This is a genomic window from Mucilaginibacter gotjawali (assembly GCF_002355435.1).
Lineage (GTDB): Bacteria > Bacteroidota > Bacteroidia > Sphingobacteriales > Sphingobacteriaceae > Mucilaginibacter > Mucilaginibacter gotjawali.
The window spans coordinates 3,277,067-3,302,672 of record NZ_AP017313.1 but is presented as its reverse complement, the minus strand read 5'-3'; the positions used below and the strand labels follow the sequence as shown (position 1 = coordinate 3,302,672).

Annotated in this window: 22 protein-coding genes and 1 tRNA gene; 15 read left to right on the top strand and 8 right to left on the bottom strand. The window is 42.0% G+C overall.

Annotated elements, in window-relative coordinates:
- Positions 1-36: 36 nt before the first annotated feature.
- From MgSA37_RS14735 to MgSA37_RS14715, 5 genes are read right to left on the bottom strand one after another with little or no spacing between them, the layout of a single operon-like run.
- A complete protein-coding gene (locus tag MgSA37_RS14735) occupies positions 37-999 on the bottom strand; it encodes a YihY/virulence factor BrkB family protein (protein ID WP_096352950.1) in 963 nt (320 codons plus the stop codon).
- Positions 1,000-1,010: 11 nt separating this feature from the next.
- Entirely contained in the window at positions 1,011-1,418 is a 408-nt protein-coding gene (locus tag MgSA37_RS14730; protein ID WP_096352949.1) for an acyl-CoA thioesterase, read from the bottom strand.
- Positions 1,418-2,473, bottom strand: coding sequence for an endolytic transglycosylase MltG (gene mltG, locus MgSA37_RS14725; protein ID WP_096352947.1), 1,056 nt, complete (start codon positions 2,471-2,473; stop codon positions 1,418-1,420). Before mltG ends, MgSA37_RS14730 begins: the two co-directional genes overlap by 1 nt.
- A gap of 19 nt (positions 2,474-2,492) precedes the next feature.
- Positions 2,493-2,795, bottom strand: a complete 303-nt coding sequence (locus MgSA37_RS14720; protein WP_096352945.1) for a rhodanese-like domain-containing protein — start codon at positions 2,793-2,795, stop codon at positions 2,493-2,495.
- A complete protein-coding gene (locus tag MgSA37_RS14715) occupies positions 2,779-3,567 on the bottom strand; it encodes a PASTA domain-containing protein (RefSeq protein ID WP_096352944.1) in 789 nt (262 codons plus the stop codon). Before MgSA37_RS14715 ends, MgSA37_RS14720 begins: the two co-directional genes overlap by 17 nt.
- Positions 3,568-3,831: 264 nt before the next feature.
- On the opposite strand from MgSA37_RS14715, the gene MgSA37_RS14710 reads away from it, so the two are divergent.
- The 3 genes from MgSA37_RS14710 (at position 3,832) to MgSA37_RS14700 (ending at position 7,418) form a co-directional block, all read left to right on the top strand.
- Positions 3,832-4,821: a D-alanine--D-alanine ligase gene (locus tag MgSA37_RS14710; RefSeq protein WP_096352942.1), complete on the top strand. Its 990-nt coding sequence runs from the start codon at positions 3,832-3,834 to the stop codon at positions 4,819-4,821.
- A 156-nt stretch (positions 4,822-4,977) separates the two neighbouring features.
- Positions 4,978-6,144 carry a DUF4249 domain-containing protein gene (locus MgSA37_RS14705; RefSeq protein ID WP_096352940.1) on the top strand — a complete coding sequence of 389 codons (1,167 nt, stop codon included), beginning with the start codon at positions 4,978-4,980 and terminating at the stop codon, positions 6,142-6,144.
- 107 nt (positions 6,145-6,251) lie between these two features.
- On the top strand, positions 6,252-7,418 hold the full coding sequence (locus MgSA37_RS14700) for a DUF4249 domain-containing protein (protein WP_096352939.1): 1,167 nt from the start codon (positions 6,252-6,254) through the stop codon (positions 7,416-7,418).
- On the opposite strand, the gene MgSA37_RS14695 is transcribed toward MgSA37_RS14700, so the two are convergent.
- A complete protein-coding gene (locus tag MgSA37_RS14695) occupies positions 7,404-9,656 on the bottom strand; it encodes a tetratricopeptide repeat-containing hybrid sensor histidine kinase/response regulator (protein WP_096352937.1) in 2,253 nt (750 codons plus the stop codon). The genes MgSA37_RS14700 and MgSA37_RS14695 overlap by 15 nt on opposite strands.
- Before the next feature lie 379 nt (positions 9,657-10,035).
- Between MgSA37_RS14695 and MgSA37_RS14690 the strand changes: the two genes are divergently transcribed.
- The gene (locus MgSA37_RS14690) at positions 10,036-10,899 is read left to right on the top strand and encodes an OmpA/MotB family protein (protein WP_096352936.1); all 864 of its coding nucleotides are present in this window, start codon (positions 10,036-10,038) and stop codon (positions 10,897-10,899) included.
- Between the two features lie 256 nt (positions 10,900-11,155).
- Positions 11,156-11,632 (top strand): hypothetical protein, encoded by a 477-nt coding sequence (locus tag MgSA37_RS14685; RefSeq protein WP_096352934.1) that lies wholly within the window; start codon positions 11,156-11,158, stop codon positions 11,630-11,632.
- An 86-nt stretch (positions 11,633-11,718) separates the two neighbouring features.
- Here MgSA37_RS14685 and MgSA37_RS14680 read toward each other — a convergent pair whose 3' ends face one another.
- Positions 11,719-14,061, bottom strand: coding sequence for a S9 family peptidase (locus MgSA37_RS14680; RefSeq protein WP_096352933.1), 2,343 nt, complete (start codon positions 14,059-14,061; stop codon positions 11,719-11,721).
- Positions 14,062-14,279: 218 nt separating this feature from the next.
- Here MgSA37_RS14680 and MgSA37_RS14675 point away from each other — a divergent pair, with 218 nt between their 5' ends.
- The 6 genes from MgSA37_RS14675 (at position 14,280) to MgSA37_RS14650 (ending at position 19,455) form a co-directional block, all read left to right on the top strand.
- On the top strand, positions 14,280-14,777 hold the full coding sequence (locus tag MgSA37_RS14675; protein WP_096352931.1) for a hypothetical protein: 498 nt from the start codon (positions 14,280-14,282) through the stop codon (positions 14,775-14,777).
- A 352-nt stretch (positions 14,778-15,129) separates the two neighbouring features.
- Entirely contained in the window at positions 15,130-15,630 is a 501-nt protein-coding gene (locus MgSA37_RS14670; protein WP_096352929.1) for a hypothetical protein, read from the top strand.
- 253 nt (positions 15,631-15,883) lie between these two features.
- Positions 15,884-16,384: a hypothetical protein gene (locus MgSA37_RS14665; protein ID WP_096352928.1), complete on the top strand. Its 501-nt coding sequence runs from the start codon at positions 15,884-15,886 to the stop codon at positions 16,382-16,384.
- A gap of 334 nt (positions 16,385-16,718) precedes the next feature.
- Positions 16,719-17,219 carry a hypothetical protein gene (locus tag MgSA37_RS14660; RefSeq protein ID WP_096352926.1) on the top strand — a complete coding sequence of 167 codons (501 nt, stop codon included), beginning with the start codon at positions 16,719-16,721 and terminating at the stop codon, positions 17,217-17,219.
- Between the two features lie 439 nt (positions 17,220-17,658).
- Positions 17,659-18,546, top strand: coding sequence for an oxidoreductase (locus MgSA37_RS14655; RefSeq protein WP_096357503.1), 888 nt, complete (start codon positions 17,659-17,661; stop codon positions 18,544-18,546).
- A 108-nt stretch (positions 18,547-18,654) separates the two neighbouring features.
- On the top strand, positions 18,655-19,455 hold the full coding sequence (locus MgSA37_RS14650) for a helix-turn-helix domain-containing protein (protein WP_096352925.1): 801 nt from the start codon (positions 18,655-18,657) through the stop codon (positions 19,453-19,455).
- Between the two features lie 120 nt (positions 19,456-19,575).
- On the opposite strand, the gene MgSA37_RS14645 is transcribed toward MgSA37_RS14650, so the two are convergent.
- A complete protein-coding gene (locus MgSA37_RS14645) occupies positions 19,576-19,998 on the bottom strand; it encodes an acyl-CoA thioesterase (RefSeq protein WP_096352923.1) in 423 nt (140 codons plus the stop codon).
- Between the two features lie 79 nt (positions 19,999-20,077).
- On the opposite strand from MgSA37_RS14645, the gene MgSA37_RS14640 reads away from it, so the two are divergent.
- The 4 genes from MgSA37_RS14640 (at position 20,078) to pnp (ending at position 25,402) form a co-directional block, all read left to right on the top strand.
- A complete protein-coding gene (locus MgSA37_RS14640) occupies positions 20,078-22,339 on the top strand; it encodes a S41 family peptidase (RefSeq protein WP_096352922.1) in 2,262 nt (753 codons plus the stop codon).
- A 215-nt stretch (positions 22,340-22,554) separates the two neighbouring features.
- Positions 22,555-22,641: transfer RNA gene (locus MgSA37_RS28255), tRNA-Leu, on the top strand.
- Between the two features lie 224 nt (positions 22,642-22,865).
- On the top strand, positions 22,866-23,144 hold the full coding sequence (rpsO, locus tag MgSA37_RS14635) for a 30S ribosomal protein S15 (RefSeq protein ID WP_096352920.1): 279 nt from the start codon (positions 22,866-22,868) through the stop codon (positions 23,142-23,144).
- Between the two features lie 131 nt (positions 23,145-23,275).
- Positions 23,276-25,402: a polyribonucleotide nucleotidyltransferase gene (gene pnp, locus MgSA37_RS14630; RefSeq protein WP_096352919.1), complete on the top strand. Its 2,127-nt coding sequence runs from the start codon at positions 23,276-23,278 to the stop codon at positions 25,400-25,402.
- Positions 25,403-25,606: the final 204 nt, after the last annotated feature.

Below are 25,606 nucleotides of genomic sequence, written 5' to 3'. Positions count from 1 at the left end.
ATTGTGTTTTCCTGACTTTCGGTCTTTCGGTCGGCCTCACACCTTCTGCCTGAACGAGTTAAACATTGGCTTAACCACCTTAATATTCCTTTTGGAGAAATCAATACTGGCATTCAACTCAAAGCCGATAAGGAGGATAAGGGAGTTTAAATATAGCCACAACATGAGGATGATGAGCGTGCCTAACGAACCGTAAAATTTATTATAGCTTGAAAAGTTATTGATATAATAGTTAAAGCCCATTGAAGTCATCACCGCAAGTGCTGTTGCCAGTATAGAGCCCGTGCTTAAAAACTTCCATTTTACTTTATTGGCCGGGCCGTAACGGTACAACAATGATATGGAAACCAGGAAGATAGCGATCACGATGATCCACCGCGAAAAAGCGATGAGATAGAACCAGAAATGGGCCTTGCTGTCGAGATGCGATTTAAGGTAACTGATAATGGTTTCGCCGGCTATCATTACGGATATGGCGGTGAGCAGCGCGAAACTGATCACCAGGGTAAGCGCGATGGCAATAAAACGCCTTGTCCACCATGGCCGTTTTTCAACTACCAGGGACGAACGGTTAAAGGCCCGCATTAAATTGATAATACCATTTGTGGCAAAGTATAACGCCGCCAAAAAGCCAAAAGACAGTAACCTTACGTTATGGATATTTACAATATATTCAATCGTCGACTCAAAAGTCATATACGCATTGTAAGGCAAAACCGTAGAGAGCAGGCTAAGCAAATGTTGCTGGAAATGATTGATAGGAATGAATGGGATCAGCGTAAATAAAAAGATGGTGCCGGGGAAAAAAGCCAGCATAAAATTAAAAGCCAGCGACGAGGCGCGGTTCAGCAGGGTGCGTTCCTGTACTTCCGCCGCAAAAAAGGCCATTACATCATACAAGGGCAGCGGGTCGAAACCCGGCAGAATGTAGATTTTCGACCAATGGATAAATCTTCTGTAGAACCCAAAACGGAGTAAAAAACGATGCGTCCACTTCATTTAAGCCAAATTTACTCAAAAAAGGGCTTTAATTTATCTAAAAATTCTTGCGAAGGCAGGCATGGGCGGTTGGTTTTCATATTGATAAAAACCAGCAGGGTTTCGCCGGTATTAATGAGCTCCTGTTTTTCATTAAAAAGCTCGTAACGGAAATGGATGCGGATGCCCGGCATTTTATCCATAATAACGTTTACCGTGATCTCTTCATCGTAAAGGGCGGGTTTAAGGTATTTGCAATGCAGTTCAAGCACAGGCATCTTAATACCCGATTCTTCCATGCCACTATAGGTGAGGCCAAGGCTGCGCAACATTTCAACACGGCCAACTTCATAAAATTCGGCATAGTTTCCATAGTACATATAGCCCATCTGGTCGGTTTCGCCATAGCGCACCCTTATTTTGGTAGCGTGCTCAAACATCAGCGTTTTATATTTCTTTCGTTAAGCGCCTGCTGGTACTTGTGGGCATTGGCAAGGTGATCTGCTATGTTGGTGGCAAAATTATGATACCCCGAAAAATCTTCTTTGGCGCACATATAAATGTAATCGTTCTTCTGGTAGTCGAGCACTGCATTAACAGCATTAACCGATGGCATCATTATCGGCCCGGGTGGCAACCCTGTATGCAGGTAGGTGTTATATGGCGAATTGATGGACAAGTACCTGGTGAGTACCCGGTGGATGGTAAAATCATTTTCGGCGAAGATCACCGTCGGGTCCGATTCCAGTTTCATGCCTTTGTTCAGGCGGTTAAGGTAAAGGCCGGCAATGGTTGGCATTTCATCATCGTGCAATGCTTCCGCGTCAACCAAAGATGCCAGTATTGAAACTTTTATCGGGTCGAGGTTAATAGCGGCGGCTTTTGCTTTGCGTGCCGGTGTCCAGAATTTTTCGTAATTGGCATACATCCGCTTAAAAAACTTTTCGGGCGTTGTGTTCCAGTATAGCTGGTAACTGTTAGGCAAAAACATGGTATACACATTGTCGGGTGTAAAGCCATATTGCTGCAAATAGGCTGCAGAATCAAGCAAATGGATAATAGACGCTGAATCAGGCTCTATTTTTTTCGCTACAAAGCCGGCAAATTGCTCCTTTTGCCTCAGGTCGTGAAAGGACAGGGTAACCGGCTCCTGCGTGCCCGAAGCCAGCATATTGATCAGTTTGCGGTTGCTCATCCCTTCGTGCAAATGGTAACGGCCCGGTTTTACCCTGTTTACATAGTTCATGTTTTGCGCCGACCAATAAAAAGTGGTACTGTCTTTTACAATGCCTTCATCTTTAATGGTTTTAAATACATCGTTAAAGCTGGCGCCGGTGTGTATGTACAAGTATTCCTGTTTACCGGTAACATTGGGGCCGAAATATTTTAAATAATAATTCAGGCCTGTAAAGCCAAGCGCTATGATGAGTATGATCACCATAACAACTATAAATTTTTTAAACGTGCCGCCCTGCGGGCTTTTTTTCTGCGTCATACCAAATAAGTAATTTCTTTTATTTTAATTTTTGAAGGGCGATAAGCCCCCCTGTTAAGTTTCTTACGTTTTCAAAGCCCGCGTCTTTTAATATACGGGATGCGGTTTCACTTCTTAAACCTACTTTACATATAACTATTATTTCATCCTTTTTGTTATAACCAGTGCTATCAGCGGTTTTTGCTAATACAGGTAAAGGGATGTTGTTACCACCAATGTTATAGGTGTGAAATTCAATTACCCCGCGAACGTCAAGCAAATTTAAGCTTTCACCTGCATTCATCCGGTGTAAAAGTTCATTTGCTTCAATTGGGCTGTGCATCTGATTTTTTACCTTGGGTAACAGTCAGGTTTACCGGGGTACCATTAGCCGTTTTGGATATTGAATCGGTTTTCATGGGTGATTGTGCAACAATAACCAAATTAGCCGAATCAGTGATCGGCCCCTGGTAAGTAATAGTGCCCAGGGTAAGACCGCTGTGCCTGATTGCGAATTTTCCCTCATCAAGTGCAAGGTTAACCAATTCAGGGATATCTACCTGGCTGGCGCCGGCGCCGTTTCCTAAAACCAGGTCGATTCGCGATCCTTTGGGTATTTTTGAATTCGGCAGCAGCGGCTGTCCTGCAAAACGCATTTCGAGTACACGGTCGCGGGCAATGTCCGATTTGTAAGTAGTATCTCCAACCTTCAGGCCGTAATTGGCAAGTGTGGCAACCGCTTCGCGGTAAGTATAGGGGGTCAGGTCGGGCATGGCAACAGGTGGTGCAAGCCGGGTAACAACGGTAAGGTATATGGTTCTGTTTTCTTTAACGTTAGTTCCGGGATCGGGATCCTGTTCAATTACTGCGCCCGGCGGTTTATCAAGTACATAAACCGAATCAATTTTATAGTCGAATCCCTGGTCTTTTAATAGTTGAATTGCTTTGTCAACATCCATCCCCTTTAAATGGGGTACAGGAACGCCGGTGCCGTGGCGCGTATAAGCGCCCAGGCTGAAAAACATTATGAGCACCAATGCAAAAACAGAACCGACTATGAGCAGCAGGGTATTGCGAAACTGCTTTGTTTTTAAATAAATCCAGAATTTATTCATTTGGGATGATAGATCGCTTCGAATTAAATTTAAGGCCAAACATACCGGAAAAATTTCGGATTTCGGATTTTCGATTTCGGATTTATGAAATTTCCGGTTTTAGATAATTTTGCAAACAGACTACCTGATCCAGGAACTAGATTAGAAAATCGTTTGATATTTTAAAAAACGTGAGTCGTAAGAAATTTTGTTGTTGTGACACCGAAAAAAAAATCCGAAACCAACCATCCGACATCCGAAATCTAAATTTATCTTTGATCAATCATGATAACGAAAAACATTGCCCTTATAGCCGGAGGTTTTACCGGCGAATATGAAGTTTCTATCAACAGTGCAAAAAATATTGCGGCTAACTTAAATCCCGGTAAGTATAAGGTTTATACTATTTTGATTAACCGCGACCGTTGGTTTTATGAGGATGGCAACATGGGCAGCGATATTGATAAAAATGATTTTAGCCTGGAGCTGAAAGGGGAGAAGGTGAAATTTGATTTCGCGTTTATTACCATCCATGGCACGCCCGGCGAGGATGGTAAATTACAGGGGTATTTTGATATGCTGGGGATCCCTTATAATACCTGCGATGCCACTACCTCGGCTATCACCATGAATAAGGCATATACCAAAGCCATTGTTGAGGGTATCCATGGTTTACATACTGCGCGTTCCCTGCGGCTTTTTCAGCGCGATATGCATGATGTGGCTATAGTAGCGGCATCTCTTCATTTCCCTTTATTTATCAAACCCAACAATGGGGGCAGCAGTGTTGGGATGAGCAAGGTTTATAATGTAGCCGGGTTGCCCGAAGCTTTGCAAAAAGCATTTCATGAAGATGACCAGATCCTGGTGGAGGAGTTTATCAAAGGCCGCGAATTTAGCATAGGCGTAGCCAGGTTAAATGGAAAGATTACGGTTTTGCCGGCTACGGAGATCATCAGTTCAAAGGACTTTTTTGATTATGAGGCCAAATATTCGCCGGGCGTTACTGAAGAGATCACCCCGGCAAATCTGCCTGCTGAAAAAATCGATCAGATTGCCGGGATAGTTACCGAAGTTTATCTCAGGCTGAATTGTAAAGGAATGGTGCGGATAGATTTTATTTTATTGGAAAGCACTGAGGATTTTTATTTTATAGAAGTGAATACCACACCTGGTCAATCTGCAGCCAGCCTGATTCCGCAGCAAGTGCGGGCTGCCGGGATGGACCTGATGGAATTTTATGGGGAACTTGTGGAGGGGGCCATACGTCATTAACCAATGGTCATCTGTATGAGAAGAGTGAGTTTTTTAACTCTGTTTGTTAAATTTTTAAACTCATAGTGTAATTTGTTTTTCATCTGTTATATTTGATTTTTGGCGCCAAATCAATTATTTATCCGTAGGCCTTAATCAATAGGTTCCAGTGTGTTTATGAAGAAAATTACAAGTGGCTGCTGTTTGCTGGTTCTGTTCTTATTTTGCTGCAAAAAGCCTTATAATCCCCCAGTGATAACTTCGGCCAGCAGTTACCTGGTAGTTGAAGGGGTAATTAATTCCGGCAACGACTCTACTATTATCAAATTAAGTAAAACGGTCAATTTAAATGCACAGGTTACTTTAAATCCGTTGCCCGGAGCCACTGTTACGGTGGAAAGTGATCAAAGCGTTTCATGGGGCTTAACTGGTGATAATAACGGAAATTATGTTGCCCCTGGCCTAAATCTGCCGGCAACCGGTAAATACCGGCTGAGCATAAAAACGGCAGATGGGAGGCAGTATTTATCGGACTTTATCATCGTGAAACCTACACCGCCAATTGATAGTATAGGATATACGGTCAAAAATAAGGGTATTGAGCTTTATGTAAATTCGCACGACCCGGCCAACAATACCCATTATTACCGCTGGGATTATAATGAAACATGGTTGTTTCATTCCAAATATGAATCTCATTTTATGGTTGACCCTTCTACTAACAATATTGTACCCCGCCCTTCAGACAAAGGGGTTTATTATTGTTATGCGAATGACGCATCTTCCAATATTCTTCTTAATTCAACCGCTAAACTGAGCAAGGATGAAGTATATCAAAGCCCGTTAACAACTATTCCTTTCAGTTCCGAAAAACTGGAAGTTACCTATTCTGTACTTGTAAGGCAATACGCCTTAACCGGCGATGCTTATCAATTTTATCTTAACATCCAGAAAAACACGGAACAGCTGGGAAGCATTTTTGACGCTCAGCCATCGCAGCTGCAAGGCAATATCCATAATGTTGCAGATGCCGCTGAGCCTGTAATTGGTTATATATCCATTACTAATGTTCAGTCCAAAAGGATATTTTTAACCAGCGCGATTGTCCCCATAAATACCACAACAAATTACCCCTATGATTGCGAACAGGATACCGCCCTTTACCGTAACAAGCAAGGTTACAATGATGTACAAAACATTTTAATAAACCAGCCGGTTACCGATCTGCCTACCAGGGCGTTGTTTACGCCAACAGGAGTTATTTATGGTTTCTTGTACAGCACCCCTGATTGTACCGATTGTACGCTCAGGGGGACAACTAAAGCACCTTCATTTTGGCGATAGTAAGCTTTTCGTATCTAATTAATTAATCGGTATATTTAAAAATAGTTGGTTATTGTTACATTAGTGTTTTTTGTTACGTAACAATTAAAATCCTGATCCCGGGCAATATGGTTAAATTTCGCAGCACATGCTTCCTGATTTTAGCGTCGTTGTTTTGTTGTAAGAAACCATACAATCCTCCGGCTTCGTCTACAGCAAACAGCTACCTTGTCGTGGAGGGCGTGATCAACCCGGGCAGCGATTCTACCATTATCAAATTAAGTAAAACAGTTACCCTTAATGCTGGCATTACCTTAAACCCAATAACCGGTGCAACTGTTACAGTGGAAAACAACCAAGGCAATACCTGGCCCCTTATTGATGATGGCAATGGGAGTTATTTTTCTACAGCGCTAAACCTGCCAGCTTCACAACAATACAGGTTACGAATAAGCATAGCCAGCGGGAGCCAGTATTTATCGGATTTTGAAAGTGTGAAAATAACCCCGCCGATAGACAGCATAGGTTATTTAGTTGAAAATGACGGGCTGCAGCTGTATATAAATGCCCATGATCCTTCCAATAGTACACATTATTACCGCTGGGATTATGATGAAACCTGGATCTTCCATGCAAAATATCTGTCGGTGAGCAGGCTTGATACGATTAAGCACACCATTGAATACCGTACGCCCGATCAAATGGTTTATTATTGTTTCGGTAACCAGAAGTCGTCGAACATTATTCTGAATTCCACTACAAAACTGAGCCAGGATGTGGTATATCAAAGTCCACTGACTAAAATTCCGCTAACTTCTGAAAAATTGGAATCTAAATATTCCATATTGGTAAAGCAGTATGCATTATCACCAAAAGCATATGCCTTTTATCAAAACCTGAAAAAAAACACGGAGCAACTGGGGAGTATTTTTGATGCAGAGCCCTCGCAGCTTGTGGGCAACATACATTGTACTACCAATTCCGGTGAACCGGTGATCGGTTATATAACGGTAGCAAGTATTCAATCAAAAAGGATATTCATAGCAAACTCATCATTGCCAAAGGGAATATCCGCCACTTATCCCTATGACTGTGAGGAGGATACTGCCTATTATGCAAATAAGCAAGGCTTTAACGATGTACAGAATACGCTGATCAACCCACCTTATTCATACGAGGCTACAACGCCCGTAAGTGCGCCCGGTGGAGGGATTATTGCCTATAAGTACAGTACGCCGGTTTGCATGGATTGTACTTTACGGGGTACAACTAAGGTGCCGTCATTTTGGAAATGAGGAGGCCGCACGTCTTTCCTGCCCTCCTGTATATTTTATAAACGCTTCCTGCATTTTATCAATTTCAATAGGCTTGTGTAAAAAACTATTGAACAGGCTAACGTGTTCCTCTTTTGTTTCGGCGGTAACGTCAGCGGTTAAAGCAAATATTGGGGTGTTACTGTTCACGTTCCCTTTTTGTTGAATATTCCAGCTTGCTTCATATCCATCCATTTCGGGCATGTGTATATCCATTAAAACAAAATCATACACCTTTAGTTTAGATTTTTCAACTGCTTCTACGCCATTTTTGGCATGCTCCGAGTTCATTTTCCAGTTTGAAAGTAACTTCCGGATCAGCATAGCGTTGATCATATTGTCTTCAGCAAGCAAAACAGTTTTTCCGGCTAATAAATCGAGCCGTTTTTCAATTGCTTTTATTGGGGCAGTAGCCCTTGTTAATTTCAGATCAAAATAAAAAACAGATCCTTTGCCGGTTTGGCTGCTTACATGTATGGTGCCGCCGTGTAATTCTACCAGTTTTTTAACAATTGCCAGTCCAAGCCCTGTGCCCCCTTGTTTGCGGGTGGTAATGGTTTGGGGTTGAAAAAAGCTATCAAAAATATTCTCCAGGTGTTGGCTTTCAATCCCTGTTCCGTTGTCGCTAACCTCAAAAAGTAAGTGATCAAAGCAACCGTCAGTACTTAACTTTTTAACCGAGATGGTTATCAATCCGCGTTCAGTAAATTTGATGGCATTGGTTACCAGGTTTCCTATTATTTGGGAGGCTTTGGTTTCATCCAGTTCGTAATGATCACAAACCTCCTGATCTATGTTCAGGAGCAATTGATTTCCTTTTTCAACGGCCAACCCCATGTAAGTGTTTTTTATGTTTCCCAACAGTTTTTTCAAATCTGCCTGTCGCAATTCTAGTTGTGCCTTGCCGGCATCCAGTTTGGTAAAATCAAGGAAATCATTGATGATCAGCAGTAAATTGTTGGATGAAAATTTAAGGGTATCAACAAGTTCTTTTTGTTCGTTTTTTACTTTGTCGCCTAATAACGAGGCAATTGTAATTACCGCGTTTAATGGCGTCCTGATCTCGTGGCTCATGGTCGACAGGAAATCCTGTTTTACACGCGCTGTTTGTTCAGCAATATCTTTTTTCTTAATGATCTCTGCTTTTTCAAGCTGCACTTCCTTTTCATTGTTAGCCATTTGAGTTATCAGCTCGTAGTTTTCAATGATCTTTAGGGTTTGGGTATTAATTACGCTGTCTTTTTCTTTATGGTAAAGCTCCAGGTAATGAAGGGCGTTCACCGGGTCGCACTCCAATTTAAATAACTGGTAGAACAAAAAACAGCATTTGTATTTTACCATTACGATGTTATGGGTTGTGCTGAAATCAAGCCCTTTGGTTAAAACTTCTTTAGCTTTTTGTAAATGCCCCGTTTGAAGGTAAAGATGAGCGAGTTTATGAAAGGCCATTCCCTGCCCAAGTGTCTCGCCCATGTCCAGGTGGATATCCATTGCCGCTTTAAAATCAACTTCGGCCTGTTGATAATTTTTTCGGGCCATGTTAACTTTTCCCCTGCCATACAAACTAAAAGCCAGGCCCCTGATATCGCCTGTTTTTCTTTTTATATCGATGGCGCGTTCAATAAGGACAGCTGCTTTTTCAATATTGTTGCGTTTAATATAAATTCCCGAAAGATTATTGTAGGCATTTGATTCCAGGTTTAAATCACCGGCTTTCCGGCCCGCTCTTATAGCTTCTTCGTAAGCGCTAACTGCGTTTTTTTCGTCACCAAAATATTCATAAATCGTACCAAGCGACTTGTGTGCCCTTGACAGGTTGTGATGATCATTAAATTTTCTGTATATGGTGATACAATCTACCAGGTTAGCCAGCCCCAAATGAAAATTATTGGTTTTATAATGCACCCCTGCAATATTATATTTTGCATCGGCTATGCCTCTTTCATCATTTAGTTCCGCAAAATGTTTAATCGCCGCCTGGGCCAAGCGCAGGGCGTTATCATATTCACCCATAATCATTGAGAAAAGTGACAAACGGCTGAGGCTTTGTGCCATAAGCCCTGTGTCTGTTAAATGGCGGCTCATTGAAAGCGCTTTTTGCGCATATTCAATACTTCGCTTTAAATTATTGGTGCGGCAGGCATAAGCCTCGTTGAGGAGTGATATAATTGGTAACCTGCTTTCCTCAATTTCAGGCGCCATAGTAAAAGTTGAATTCATTGTAATGTTGGTTCGGGCGTTTATACGTGTTATTATAACAGTTGTTGCCGTTATATATGAATTTTTATAATTGTTTAAGCAAAAAAATAAATAGTTATATTATATAATAACCCTGTTTTTATACAGATATTAACTATTATTTAGTGTTGTATTTCTTGTGACAGGCTGATTTGCTAGGTGCTTAATATCCAAAGTTAAATATTAAATTATGGGTTAAGTTTTTGGTCGTTATAAAGCCCGATGTTGACGATGAAATGTTACATTTTTATGCAAACGTTTTCACTGACAGTTCAGGGGCCGAAACTTTAGCCCTCCTTTTTTGTTAATACCAGCATGCAGCTCATAAATGGTTATGATTGGCTGATAAATTATAAATGTCATGAAACTTAAATTTTTGTTACCACTGGTATTGCTTGCAGCAGCAATTAGCCAGGGATGCGTAAGCAATAAAAAGTATGCTGAATTACAAACAAATTACAATCGCTCGTTGGATACCAACAGCAAATTAAAACAAAGCTGGCAAACTACGCAGCAGGAGCTTGCGGTTTCAAGAACCCAGGTGGAAAGCTTGCAGCAGCAAATTGACCAGGCAAAAGCCAACGCGGCAGGTTTACAGGATGCGTTAAATAAATGTTTGGCAGGAAGTAACCAGGGTAATGTAAACATCGCTAAACTTGCTGACCAGATTACCGCTTCTGATAAATACATCCAGCACCTTGTTAACCTCAAAAATAAAAGTGATTCGCTTAACCAGATCCTGACTACGAATCTTACCCGCTCATTAACTTCAGATGAAATGAGGGACGTCAACGTTAAAGTATTGAAAGGAGTTGTGTATATATCCCTTTCAGATAATATGCTCTATAAATCAGGTAGTTACCAAATATCAGATAAGGCTGGGGCAACGCTCGGTAAAATCGCCAAGATCATTAATGATTATGCTACTTATGATGTGCTGATTGAAGGTAATACCGACAATGTACCGATAGCACAAACCAATATCCGCAACAACTGGGATTTGAGTGCACTGCGGGCGTCTTCGGTAGTGCAGGCACTGCAAAACACCTACAATGTTGATCCCAAACGTTTAACAGCGGGCGGACGAGGCGAATATAACCCAGTGGCTGACAATAGCAGCGACATGGGTAAATCGCAAAATCGCCGCACCGAGATTATTATTACGCCCAAATTAGACCAGTTTATGACCCTTATAGGCAAACCCGCGCCAACCAGCGGACAATAAAATTTATGGTACTATTAATAACAAAAGCCGTTTAGTTTGAACGGCTTTTGTTGTTTTTTTAATTCAATTATCATTGGATTAAAAACTAACCTGGTTTTATGACTTTAAAATAGAACGCGGGTTTGCTTATTTGTAACTAATATAATTTGTTATTTGATGTCCGTTTTAGAGGGGTTTGATCTTTATTTTTATTAAAATTGTGCATTAAACTTTTGCTTTTGCAAAAGGTCTTAAACATATATTTAATATCATCATAATGAAAAAGATTTTAACCTTAGGATTGCTTATTTTAATATCGGGCGTCGTATTTGCCCAACGGCCATTGTTCAGGTATTATAATCCAAAACAAAACAAACATTATTATACCACAAATTTTAATGAGTATGGCAATGGCACAAGGGAATGGGCTTTTGAAGGTGTTACCTGCAGGGTTTTTGCAGAGCCGCGTCCAAATCAACCGATAAAGGAACTGTTCAGGTATTACAGCCCAAAAACCGGTGATCATTTTTATACCATGAAATTGCATGAATTGGGTATGGGCGATGCGGGCTATAATTTTGAAGGTGTTGCCTGTTATATTTACAATTTCCACGTGCCTGGAAGTATTCCGTTATTCAGGTATTATAACGCTGAAGCGAACGATCATTTTTATACTACGGACAGAAGAGAATTGGGCCGCGGCTTTGAGGGGTATAATTTTGAGCAAGTTGCCGGATTTGTATTGCGTAAATAAACTAGTCATTCATTTTATAATATAAACAAAAAGCGGATAAATTATTACCCGCTTTTTTGTTTGTCACTTGTTTTTTTTTATATCTTTTATTTGCTGTTCCTGGGGTCGGGTTTTATTTTAATTTCATATTCTTTTGGCGTTTCCCCACCAGCCAGATTCTTTACAAAATAATCCCAGCGACGTCGCATCATATAAGGAGAAAAACCGCCGTAGCCATGCGCACTGTTGGGGAAGATCACCAGGTCATAATCCTTGTTGGCTTTCTCAAGCGCTTCAACAACCAACAAGGTGTTCTGCGGCGGAACGTTATTATCCATTAAACCATGTGCAAGCATTAGTTTCCCTTTTAGGTTTTTAGCATAATTTTCATTTGCCTGCGCATCATAATTTGAGTTTGCAGCTAATCCATCGTAGCGTTCGCCCCAGTCGTCCTCATAATTACGGTTGTCATGATTGCCCGATTCGGAAATACCCACTTTAAAGAAATCAGGGTAGCGGAACATCGCCGCAGCAGTTGCGAAGCCACCGCCTGAATGCCCCCAGATACCCACGCGCGTGGTATCCATATAGCTATATTTTTGAGCCAGTTGCCTGATCCCGGCTATTTGATCAGGAAGTGTATTTTCGGCCATATTGCCATAGCTCATATCATGGAAGCTTTTTGAACGCAGGGGATTGCTCGTGCCTTCAATTGCCACCACAATAAAACCCAATTCAGCCAAAGCCTGGTTGTCGCCTCTTGATGCCGCAAATGACCAACTGCCAACACTGCCGCCCTGTGGACCCGGATAGATATAATCAATAATCGGGTATTTTTTGTTTGGGTCGAGGTTGGCAGGAGAAAACATAAGGCCATAAATATCGGTTGTACCGTCATGCGCCTTTAATGTGATGGGGGTAGCCGGTTTCCAGCCGGCGGCCTGCAAGCGTGAAATATTGGTTTTCTCCACATTAACCAGCAATTTGCCATTCATATCCCTGAAAACCGTCACCGGCGGGACATCGGGTTTTGAAAAATTGTCGACGAAATAGTTTTTTGAGGGGGATAAGGTGATCTCATGATTTCCATCTTCGGGTGTAAGGCAGCTGAGGTGTTTGCCGTCAAACCCGATTTTATATAACTGGCTGAAATAAGGATTTTCCGCCTCTTTGCCATCTGCCATAAAATATAATACCCGGTTTTTCTCATCAACTTTTACCAGGCTGGTTACCACAAAATTGCCTTTTGTAACCTGGTTTTTTAATTTGCCGGTAAGCGCATCATATAAATAAAGATGTCCCCAGTTATCCCTTTCAGAGAACCAGATGATCTCATTTGTTTTTTGCAGGTACTTCCAGTTAATGGTTCCCCAGCCCGATTCATATTGGGTTGGTACGGTTTCTTCAAAAATTTCACGCACAGCGCCGCTGTTGGCATCAGCAATTCGGAATTTTTCGTCCTTATGGTCGCGGCTGGTTGAAACAAAGGCCAGTTGTGTGGCATCGTCGCTCCAGTTTACATCATCAAAGGTTCCGCTGCTGGCAATATCATCACTCAAGGTGGCCCTGTGCGCATCGGGCGGAACCTGGATATTGATCACCTTTGCATTGTCAGCATCGATGATCACCCGTTGAATAGTAGCGATATTTTTATCGCCCGGAAGCGGGTATTTCCATGCTTTTAGGGTAGGTTTACCCACGTTGGTGGTCACCAGGTACATATCGCTTACGTCGCGCTGATCCTGTTTAAACGTTGCTATTTTTTTTGAATCGGGCGACCATAGCAGGATAGGCCCGTCGCCCATTTTCCAGCCGGCATTATCGGTAGCATAGCCAAAATCTTTAATGCCATCGGTAGTAAGCTGGGTTTCCTTTTTGGTGGCTGCATCACGTACCCATAAGTTATAGTCGCGCAAAAAAGCTATTTTTTTTCCGTCGGGAGAAGCGATCTCTGTGCCCTGGTTTCCCCTTACGCGCCGGCCTGCAGCAAAGCCTGCAACAGCTTCACTCATCTTTCCTGTGTCGGGGCTTACCTGGTAGCTTTGTAAATCGCATTTCCATAGTTTGCCATCGGCCCTGAAAATGATTGCTTTATTATCAGCGGAATAACTGAAAGTTTGAAAAGGCAACATAAAGCCGCTGTATGATTTGCCGGTTGCTGTGGATAGGGCGGCTGCTAATTTCCCCTGGTCAAAAACGCCCGAAATGGTTTTTTTTACCGGATCTACCAAAATAAACTCACTTCCCTTCGCATTGAGGTCGCGGAACCAGAACCTGTCGCCGGGTAGCCAGTTAGGGCGTACCGGCCCATGGTCAATAAGCGGTTCGGTATTATAACTTAAAAAGCTTTCGGCATGGGCGTAATCGCTCGCAGTTAAAACCGGGCCCTGCTGGGCAGAAACACGCAATGCTGCCGCAAAACAGCAGCCTGTAAGTAAATATCTATTCATATAATAATAATGGGGTCAATTCCATTCCAAATAACAACAAATAAATGGTGTTTTACAAATGAGGAAAGTAACGGGCTTGTGACAAATTGATTGATACACCCGCATATGGTTTTTGTGTATCAAAGATCAGATTTTTAAGTGACTATAATCATTTGGCGGGGGGCGGTTACTGGCGAAATTTGCCTATTCTAATAAATATCCAATAAAATCTAACAAAAATGAAATCGAAATCTATTTTCGGGATTATCACCAGCATGGTGGTATTCTTTTCTATGCAATTTACTTTTGCACAAAACATGAAGGTTGATACTTTAAAAGAAGTAGTTATCCGGAGTAATTCCCTGGTGAATGCAACCGTTACCAATGCCTTTACAAAAGATTTCAGGGACGCGGTAGGCCCGCGCTGGTATAGGCTGGACAAAAATTTCCTGGTGAAGTTTCTTTCCGGAAACCAAAAAAACAATACACTTTATGATAAAAAAGGCGTTCAGCTTTATCATATTACTTATATGAGGGGACATGACCTGCCTGCCGAAATAAGGGGACTTGTAAACAAAAAGTATAACGATGAAATGGTGTTGACTGCAATCCATGTTGAACAGGATTCGAGGGATATTTGGGTGGTGAACTTGAAATCAGGAAATGAATGGGTGCTGGCGAGAGTTGAAGACGAACAGGTGGATGAAGTACAACGGTTGACCGATACGCTTGAATAAAAAAAACTGGCAATACCCGGAAAGTTTGTTCATCCGGTTGTAAAACCTGATTTTAAATCCCCCTATTAAAAGTCGGAAACGACAGGCAGAGGGGGATTTTTAATGATACAAACTCAACGTTATTATCGAAGAAACGGCTGAAAGGGCGCATTTATTCATTTTATGGAAAGTTTAGCTCCATTGCTAAAAATTGATATTTTACAAATACCACCGGAAGCTGGCAAGCCAGGGTTTCACGATGAAGTGTAAATATTACACTATAATATCAGGGATCAGTTTTTTATGTGACCGGCATCATTTACTGTGATACAATTGCCCCCGATATTCGACCAATTTATTAAAAATCATAGATATGAAAAGTAAAATCATTTTCCGGGCCACTACAGCGATGTTAGTGTTCTTTTTTATTCAAAATTCCTTTGGGCAGGTAACAAAAGTTGATACTTTGAACGAAGTTGTTATCCGCAGTAATTCACTTGTTAATAAGGCTGTGGCCAAAGCCTTTACAACCGACTTTAAAAATGCTTTAAGCCCGCGCTGGTATAAGATGGATCAGAATTACGTGGTTAAGTTTATGACCGTAGAACAGAGAAATAGCGCGTTGTATAACAAAAAAGGTAACCTGATTTATCATATTGGCTATCTGGTTAACACAGTTAGCATGCCAAATGACATTCGCGGATTTGTAAATGAAAAATATCCTGACAGCAAGATCCTCACAGCGATTCACGTGAGCCAGGATGCCCGCAGTATTTGGATAGTAAATTTAAAAGAAGGTGCGCACCTCGTGCTGGCGCGTGTTGAAGAAGAACAGGTTGAGGAAATACAACGCATTACTGATATCTCTTTGTAGTCGTGTAAACAAGAAATCCTCCGAAATCCCTCTCCTGCGCAATCGTGCTTTTAACGCAGGGGAGGGATTTTAATAATGTGCCGGACTTTGTTTGATTAGATTCCTTCGCAAACAAACGCTTTGCTTATTTCTTCCGGCCAATTGAATGATTTTGTTTCAAAGATCAGGTTTTTAGGTGATTGCTGTCATTTTCAATGCGTTGATTATCAGCGAAATTTGTCCTATCTGTTAATATCTATTAAAAACTAAAATTATGAAAGCGAAATCTATTTTCAGGATGACGGCGACTTTATTGTTGTTTTTTTCTTTCCAAAGCTCTTTTGCGCAGATTATTAAAGTGGATACGTTACGCGAAATTATCATCAGGAGCACTTCGCTGGTGAGCCCTAAGGTAACCAGCGCGTTTAGTAAAGACTTTAAAGATGCCATCGGCCCACGATGGTATAAGATGGATCAAAATTACCTGGTCAAATTTTTAACAAAAGACCAGAAAAATCATGCGCTGTATAACAAAAAAGGAAACCTGATCTATCATGTCAGTTACCTGTTTAATTCATTTGGTTTGCCAAAGAATATCCGTGGCTTGATAAACGGCAAATACCCCAATTGTAAGATATTAACCGCGATCCATGTTGACCAGGACGCCCGGAGCATCTGGGTTGTAAACTTGAAAGCCGATGATGAGTTAATACTGGCACGCGTTGAAGAAGAACAAGTTGAAGAAATTGAACGCGTTAATGATGTTTCCAAATAGGCCGCATTAAAAAAAACGACTGCAGATAACAGATAGAACACATTAACCCCCTCTCCTGTAAGAATGTATTTCAAAAACAGGAGAGGGCTTTTAATTTATGTGGGAAGAGCTGCAGGCAGTATGTTGAATAGAAAAATGACATGTTCCTCCATTAAATTACTGCAGAAGCGTTTATTTACCCTGTAAACTGCCACAAACAACGCAGCACGGCAGTAGCCCGACCTAAATATTTTTGTTTCCACGATCAGGTTTTTATATGACCAGTGTCATTTCCAAAGTCCTTTAAATCAGCGAGATTAGTCCTATCTATTCACATCTATTAAAACTTAAAGCTATGAAGACGAGATTCATTTTCAGGATTGCCACTGTTTTGCTGGTACTCTTTTCTTTCCAACATTCTTATGCCCAGATTATTAAGATCGACACGCTGCGGGAGGTGACCATCAGAAGTACAACACCCGTGGCCCCAAAAGTTCAGGACGCATTTTCCAGGACCTTTAAAGATGCCGTTGGCCCGCGCTGGTACAAATTGGATAAAAATTACCTGGTTAATTTTATTACCAAAGATCAAAAGAACAAGGCTTTATATGATAAAAAGGGTAGCCTTGTTTACCATATCAGTTATCTGAACGACCCTGAAAAACTGCCAAAAAACATCAAGTACCTGGTTAGTAAAAAATTTCATGATTATAAATTATTGAATGCGATACATATTGCCCAAAACGCCCGCAGTATTTGGGTGGTTAATTTAAAGGACGGTAAGGAATTGGTGTTGGCAAGGGTAGAAGAGGAACAGGTAGAAGAAATTGAACGGGTAACCGAAAGTGCCGAATAATTACCGTAATATCAATTGATAGTGAGCACTGTTAGTTATTTAACCCCTCCTCCGGCAAAGATGAGGGGTTAAATAATATTTTTTCCTCACAAACAGGTATTGTTTTGTTTTAGATTGCCCTTGAACTTTTTAAGCAATCTGGAAAATCGGATGTGGTTGACGACGTGCAGCCGATAGTTATTCCCAGGTAAATTGAAATTGAAAAGCCGCAGCTATGTGGCCGCTTTATGTTGGTTTCTTCCATAGCCTGGCTGTGGGAATTTGCTTTTTCTATGCAATAAACCCGTATAATTAAACGTGTCCCTAACGTGCTCGTACAGATCATTTCTTCTGCATCAGTGAAATATTAATGAGCCTTTGAGCAAAGTAATTTGAACGTTTCAACAAAACTACGGGCCCATGTTAAATCTAACTTTGACAAAAATTAAAAATGAAAATTATGTCGAAAGTTTGGTTTATAACAGGCAGCTCCCGAGGATTGGGACGCAGCCTTACTGAAGCGGTTCTGGCCGGTGGTGATAGCGTTGCTGCAACAGCGCGCAACCCTGAACAATTAAAAGATTTACTGGAAAAATACCCGGAGCAGGTTTATCCTTTGCAACTGGATGTGACAAGTAAGGCGCAAATATTAGCCGCAGTTGAAAATACGGTCATGAAATTCGGCAGGATAGATGTGCTGGTGAATAATGCCGGCTTTGGCATCATTGGCGCCACCGAAGCTTATACTGACGAACAGGTGCGCAGCCAGTTGGAAACGAACTTATATGCCCCGATAGCGATTACCCGCGCGGTATTGCCTTATATGCGCAAACAACGCTCCGGGCGCATTTTGCAGATCAGTTCTGTCGGCGGCCGGGTTGGTAATGCGGGCTTGACCATATACCAGGCAGCTAAATTTGGCCTGGGTGGTTTTAGCGAGGCACTGGCTAAGGAAGTGGCCCCGCTGGGGATTAAAGTTACCAGTGTTGAACCAGGCGGTTTCCGTACAGATTGGGTGACGACTTCCGCTATGTATGACGTGCCCGAGGTTGAAGGTTATGAAACAACAGTAGGCGTGCGCAGAGAGTTGTTTACCGGCGGTAAATTTATGCCGATGGGCGACCCGGATAAGGCTGCGCAGGCAATGATAGCATTGGTGCAGGACCCTGAGCCACCCGTACACCTGGTATTGGGAAGCGAAGCTATCGGGATGATCAAACAGGCGAACGCCTTAAGAAATGAAGAAATGGAAAAATGGATGCCGGTAAGTTTTTCGACAAATGCCGGTGATGCAGAAGATTTGACCAAAACTGAAATGGGGAAATCATTTTTTGGGGCGAAAAAATAAAATTGAGTATTTCTGTATGAATCTTCGTGCCCGGCGGTGTATTGTTTTTTACTGTCAGAGACACAGAGCAGGGCACGGAGATTCATGCAGAAGCATTAAATTTGGAGCATGTTGCCACAAAGAGATAAAAAGTCGCCTATAGCTTATTCCTGCTACTTTACCCGCAGCAGGGAAGGGGAGCAGTTTGTACCGGAGCACCGGTTTAGTTACCAGGTTGCCGGGACGATGACTACCAATGACGGAAGCCGTGAATATGCGTTTAACGAAGGCGATTTCAGGTTCAGCAGGCGCAATCACCTGATGAAGTTTTTAAAGTTTCCGCCGGAAGGAGGGGCATTTAAGTCGTTATCGGTATCCCTCGACCAGCAAACGCTGCGCAATTTCAGCATTGAATTTGGATGTAAGGCCGAAAAGCATGTTAATGGCGAAGCTATTTTGCGGTTAAAGCACGATCCGCTTTATAAATGTTTCATGGATTCGCTGCAGCCTTATCTGCAAATAGAGCAGGAGGGTAACGAAGACCTGGTGGCCAATAAACAAAAGGAAGCGATATTGCTGTTGCTAAAAGTAAACCCCGAACTGCAGGATGTTTTGTTTGATTTTAGCGAACCGGGCAAAATAGACCTGGAGGCCTTTATGAATAAAAACTTCCATTTTAATGTGGAGCTGAACCGCTTTGCTTATTTAACAGGCCGCAGCCTCGCTACTTTCAAACGCGATTTTGAAAAACTGTTCAGCACTACGCCGGGCCGCTGGCTGCAGCACCGGCGGTTGCAGGAAGCGCATTACCTGATAAAAGAAAAAGGCAAAGCACCATCAGATGTTTACATGGATGTAGGGTTTGAAGATTTGTCGCACTTCTCGTTCGCATTTAAAAAGCTTTATGGCCTGGCGCCGAGCAGGATTTGAAAATGTGCGGATATGCAGATTTCAGATGTGCAGATTTCGGATGTGCAGATTTCAGATGTGCAGATTATAAGATTAGGAGTCATTTGTACATCCGCATATTTGCACATCCGCACATCCGCATTATATCGTATAAAGTTCAATAACATCCTGCGGCACCTTTGTCCCGCGTCCGGTAGCCATATCAATCATGGTATAATCAAACCAGCCGTCGCAGCAGATTTTGTTGGTGGCTTTATTTTTAATGCTGAATTTTACGCGGCAGCCTTTATCGTCGATGGTTTCGATGCCGGTTGTTACGATGAAATAATCGCCCATGGTTAAGGCCCGTTTATAGTCTACGTAGGCGGTGCGCACTACCCAGCCAAAACCGCGCTCCATAAATTTCTCCATAGCCATGCCGTAGCAGCGCTCCATCTGCTCGTAACGGGCCGCCAGCACATAGTCGAAATATTTGCTGTTATGCACATGCTGAAACATATCAATATCATCCGGACGGACGCGGAGTTCAGTTTCGAAGGTGGTGTAGATGGGAGTATCCGTCATGCTACAAATATGAGGATTTGGTATCAAATAAATTATCCGCCATTTTATAATTTATAGTACAACGGGTTCGTTTATCAGTATGCCTAAAAATAAACCTTTACTTGTCGCAATAGTTCTATTTATTACAAGCTGCCAGGCTTTGCCTCAATCAACTACCTTTAACGGTGATATGGAGTTCCTTAGCGCCGATAAAACAAAAGCAACAGGCTGGACGACCCATTTTCAGCCAGGGCAGTTAATCGCTTACCCCGTTAAGGTCGATAGTGTAATAAAACAACACGGAAAATATTCTTTGTCCATTGAAAAAGTTAGCGACGACAGCGGGTTTGGTGTTATCGATTATATTATTCCAAAAACATTTAAAGGCCAAAAGATTCAGCTTCGCGGATTTTTAAAAACTGAAAATGTTAATTCGGGCTATGCAGGTTTATGGCTTCGAATAGATGGCACTGATAAAATCATTGCATTTGACAATATGCATGACCGGGGAGTTAAAGGCAACACGGATTGGAAAGAATATACCATCGACCTTGATTATGATTCGTCGGCGGCCATCAATATTAATGCCGGCGCGTTGCTTATTGGTGATGGAAAACTTTGGGCCGACAATTTTAAATTGTTTATTGACGGCCAGCCGATTGAAAACGTGCCGGTAATAACGCCATCGTTATCAAAGCCCGAAAAAGATACCACATTTAAAAACGGCTCGCGAATGGATACCATCGCCATTAATAAACAGCAAATTGTCAACTTAACTGCCCTGGGGCAACTTTGGGGCTTTTTAAAATACCATCACCCGGCAATTGCCCATGGTAACTACAATTGGGATGCAGAACTTTTCAGGATCATGCCGATGGTGATCAAAACAAAAAACAACAGGGAGCTTAGTAAGGTGCTTGAAAAATGGGTTGACGGCCTCGGGGTGCCACCTGTTTGCAAAGGTTGCGCCACAATGGTAAATGGCGCGGACACTAAACTGTTGCCTGATTATGGTATTTTATTTAACCGAACGGTGTTATCTGCTTCACTGACCCATAAACTCAGCTGGATTCTTAATAACCGCAATATCGGCGGAGGTTATTATATTGATATGCTTGCTGTTGGCAATCCTGATTTTATACATGAAAGCAATTACCGCAAAATGACCTATCCTGATGAGGGCTACCGCTTGCTTTGCTTGTTCAGGTATTGGAATATGATCAATTATTTTTACCCGTATAAATATGCGATAGGCGAGGATTGGAATAATGTGCTGCCGGATTGTATCCCCAAATTCATAAGGTCGGCCAACACCACCGATTATGTTTTAAATACGCTTGCGCTGATAGCGCGGGTACATGATACCCATGCCAATATGTGGAGTAATAATACCGCCCTTTCTGAATATAAAGGTAAATATGCGGTGCCCTTCCAGGCGAAATTTTTAAGCGGTAAACTGGTTGTTACCGGGTATTACAACGATACACTTAATGTTAAACAGTTAGTAAAACCTGGCGATGTTATTGAAAAGATAAACGGACAACAAATAAACGAATTGATAAAAAAATATTTACCATACACCCCTGCATCAAATTATAATACACAGTTAAGAGATTTGCCCAGCCAGTTTTTATTGCGAAATAATACCAAAACTTTTGATTTAGAAATTTTAAGAGATGGTAAAAAATACAATATTTTGATGAACGGGATCGGATATGGCGTTATAAAATATAGTCTTGATCTTGATCCCACTCCCAATGTACCCGGCTATTATTTGATTAATGAACAAATTGGCTATGTGTTTCCCGGGCGTTATAAAAACACGGATCTTCCAAAGATTGAAGACTTGTTTGCTAAAACAAAAGGAATTATCATTGATATGCGTTGCTATCCGTCTGATTTTATGCCATTTACCTTTGTGCCTTTTATCAAAGCCGATGAATCCAGTTTTGTAAAGTTTACCAAAGGCAGCGCTGACGATCCTGGTTTGTTTGTATTTAAGGAGACCGAGACAAGTCCATCGCTGAAATTATACAAGGGCAAAGTGGTGGTCATTGTAAATTCCACCACCCAAAGCCAGGCGGAATACACGACCATGGCATTGCAAAGTTCGCCAAATGTTACCGTCATTGGCAGTCAGACGGCGGGTGCGGACGGCGATGTGTCTGCTATTCAATTGCCTGGAGGAATTTCAACCATGATATCCGGGCTAGGTGTCTATTACCCTGACGGTACGGAAACACAACGCAAAGGCGTAAAAATCAATGTGGTAATAAATCCAACAATTGAAGGTATAAAAGCCGGCCGGGATGAATTGCTGGAAAAAGCGAAAGCGATTATTTTAGGTGGAGCGCAACGTTAAAAGTCAAAAGGAAATTGAAAGCATTAGCGATAGGAGCGGATACCGGCCACTTCGGCGGGCTCAGTGCAGGCGCCGTGGCTAAGGCCTGTGCAGTATGAGCGGATAGCGCGACCCGCTTCTATCAGCGGGAATGCCCAAATTATTAATTAGCTGCTGATGTTAATTAAGAACATCGCTTATATTTGTCTGTGCATCCCCGTGAATTATAGATTGCCGGGGATGGTAGAATTGGTCTATTGCGACTGTCTTAAAAACGGTTTTACTTTAAAAGGTAACGACGGGTTCGATTCCCTCTCCCTCCGCTTTTAACAAAGTTAGGCCCCTGCAAATAGTATTATTAAAACTATTTGCAGGGGCCTTTCGGATTTTCGAAAATAAACTGATAGACTATAATTTTCCTGGACGTCTTACCATGAACTATGAACCATCAACCATGAACAATAAAACACTTGCAATTCATTAATAATAAACTTACCTTTGCACCCACAATTAATCAAATTATTTACGCTTTAATATTATTCAGGTAATGTATTTAAGTTCAGAAGCAAAGGCAGAGATCTTTGCAAAACATGGTAAGGCAGCAACTGACACTGGTTCAGCCGAAGGTCAGGTAGCATTATTCACTTACCGCATTGCGCATTTAACCGGGCACTTGAAAAAAAACAAACATGATTTTTCAACCCAATTATCGCTGCAAAAATTAGTAGGTAAACGCCGCGCATTGCTGGCATACCTGTTCAAAAAAGATATTGGAAGATACCGTGCCATCATCAAAGCTTTACAGCTAAGGGATATCATCAAGTAAAACTTTCACCTATTTTTAAAAAAGCCATCCCAAATTCAGGGGGTGGCTTTTTACATTGAAAAACAATATACACAAACATAAAAAAACCGGTGCGCTCCGAAAGATGAAAAGCGTACCACAACAAAAAAAAGATGAGTTTAAACGTAATTAAGAAGGTTATTGATTTAGGTGACGGCCGCACCATTGAGATCGAAACCGGTAAGCTGGCCAAACAAGCCGATGGCTCTGTAGTGATTAAAATGGGTGATACCATGTTATTGGCTACCGTAGTTTCATCACCCGAAGCAAAAGAAGGAACAGATTTTTTACCACTATCTGTTGATTACCAGGAGAAATATGCCGCTACCGGCCGGATCCCTGGTGGGTTTTTACGCCGCGAGGCACGTTTATCAGACTATGAGGTTTTGATCTCGCGTTTGGTTGACCGTGCGCTGCGCCCGATGTTCCCTGAAGATTATCATGCCGATACACAGGTGATGATCTCCCTGATCAGCGCTGATAAAGATATTATGCCTGATTGCCTTGCCGGTTTGGCAGCATCAGCAGCTTTGGCTGTTTCGGATATCCCTTTTAACGGGCCGATTTCTGAAGTGCGTGTAGCTAAGGTGGATGGTCAATTGATCATTAACCCAACTTTAACCCAGTTACAGACTGCAACTTTAGAATTTATCGTTGCCGGATCAGAGCATGACGTGAACATGGTTGAAGGTGAATCAAAGGAGATCCAGGAAGATGAGCTGGTTGAAGCAATTAAATTTGCGCATACCGCTATCAAACACCAGTGTTTTATTCAAAAAGAACTTGCTATTGCAGTTGGCAAAACCGAAAAACGCGTTTATTGCCATGAAAACAGCAATGAAGAGTTGAAGAAAGCAATATACGCTGCTACTTATGAGCAGGTTTACGCCATTGCTGCATCAGCTTCTGCAAAAGACGAGCGTGCTACTAAATTTAAAGCGGTTAGAGACGCTTATATCGACACTTTAGGCGAGATTGACGACGTTACCAAATTCCTGGCTAAGAAATATTACCATGATGTGGAGTACGACGCGATCCGTAACCTGGTATTGGACGAAGGCAAACGCCTTGACGGCCGTACCACTACCCAGATCCGCCCGATATGGAGCGAAGTAAATTACCTGCCATCTGCACATGGTTCGGCGGTGTTTACCCGCGGCGAAACACAATCGCTAACCACCGTTACTTTAGGTGCTAAAGATGATGAGCAAATGATTGACGGTGCGTTTATCAATGGCTACCAAAAATTCCTGTTACACTACAATTTCCCTGGTTTTTCAACCGGAGAAGTTCGCCCGAACAGGGGAGCAGGCCGCCGCGAGATCGGTCACGGTAACCTTGCAATGCGTTCACTAAAACAGGTGTTACCATCTGATGATGAAAATCCATACACTATCCGTATCGTTTCTGATATCCTTGAATCAAACGGTTCGTCATCAATGGCAACAGTTTGCGCCGGTACATTGGCGCTGATGGATGCCGGTGTTAAAATCAAATCGCCGGTATCAGGTATCGCGATGGGTTTGATCACCAACGAAATGGGTACCAAATATGCTATCCTGTCTGACATTTTAGGCGACGAAGATCACTTAGGCGATATGGACTTTAAAGTAACCGGTACCGAAAAAGGTATTGTTGCTGTACAGATGGACTTAAAGATAAACGGTCTGTCGTACGAAGTTTTAGGCAAGGCATTGCACCAGGCTAAAGACGGCCGTTTGCATATCCTTGGTGAAATGAAGAAGACCATCGAAAAACCACGTGAAGATTACAAACCACATGCACCGCGCATCATTACCATCCGTATTGATAAAGAATATATCGGCGCGGTAATTGGCCCGGGAGGAAAGATCATCCAGGAAATGCAACGCGAAACCGGTGCTACTATTTCAATTGAAGAAGTTGGCAACCAGGGTGTAGTACAGATTTTTGCTGACAATAAAGAAGCGATTGATAAGGCTGTAAGCCGTATTAAAGCCATTGCTGCAAGGCCTGAAGTTGGTGAGATATACGAAGGAAAAGTAAAATCAATAATGCCTTTCGGTGCATTTATTGAAATTATGCCGGGCAAAGACGGTTTATTGCATATTTCGGAAATTGACCACAAACGGTTTGAAACCATGGATGGTATTTTTGAAGTAGGCGACGAAGTGCGCGTTAAATTGCTTGATATTGATAAACAAGGTAAATTGAAGCTTTCAAGAAAAGCGCTTTTGCCTAAGCCTGAGAATAAAGGCTAATTGTTGGTTAACCCGATAGCCATCGGGTAGGTTGGATTGAGCTGATTGATTTAAACTTGTTTAATTTATAACAGCCCCGCCCGCTAACCAATACTAATATTAACAGAAGAAAACCCTCTTACGGAGGGTTTTCTTCTGTTAATATTGATTTTTTACTTTTGTGAAGATAATTAAAACAAAACTCAATTGGGCAATGTTTAACGT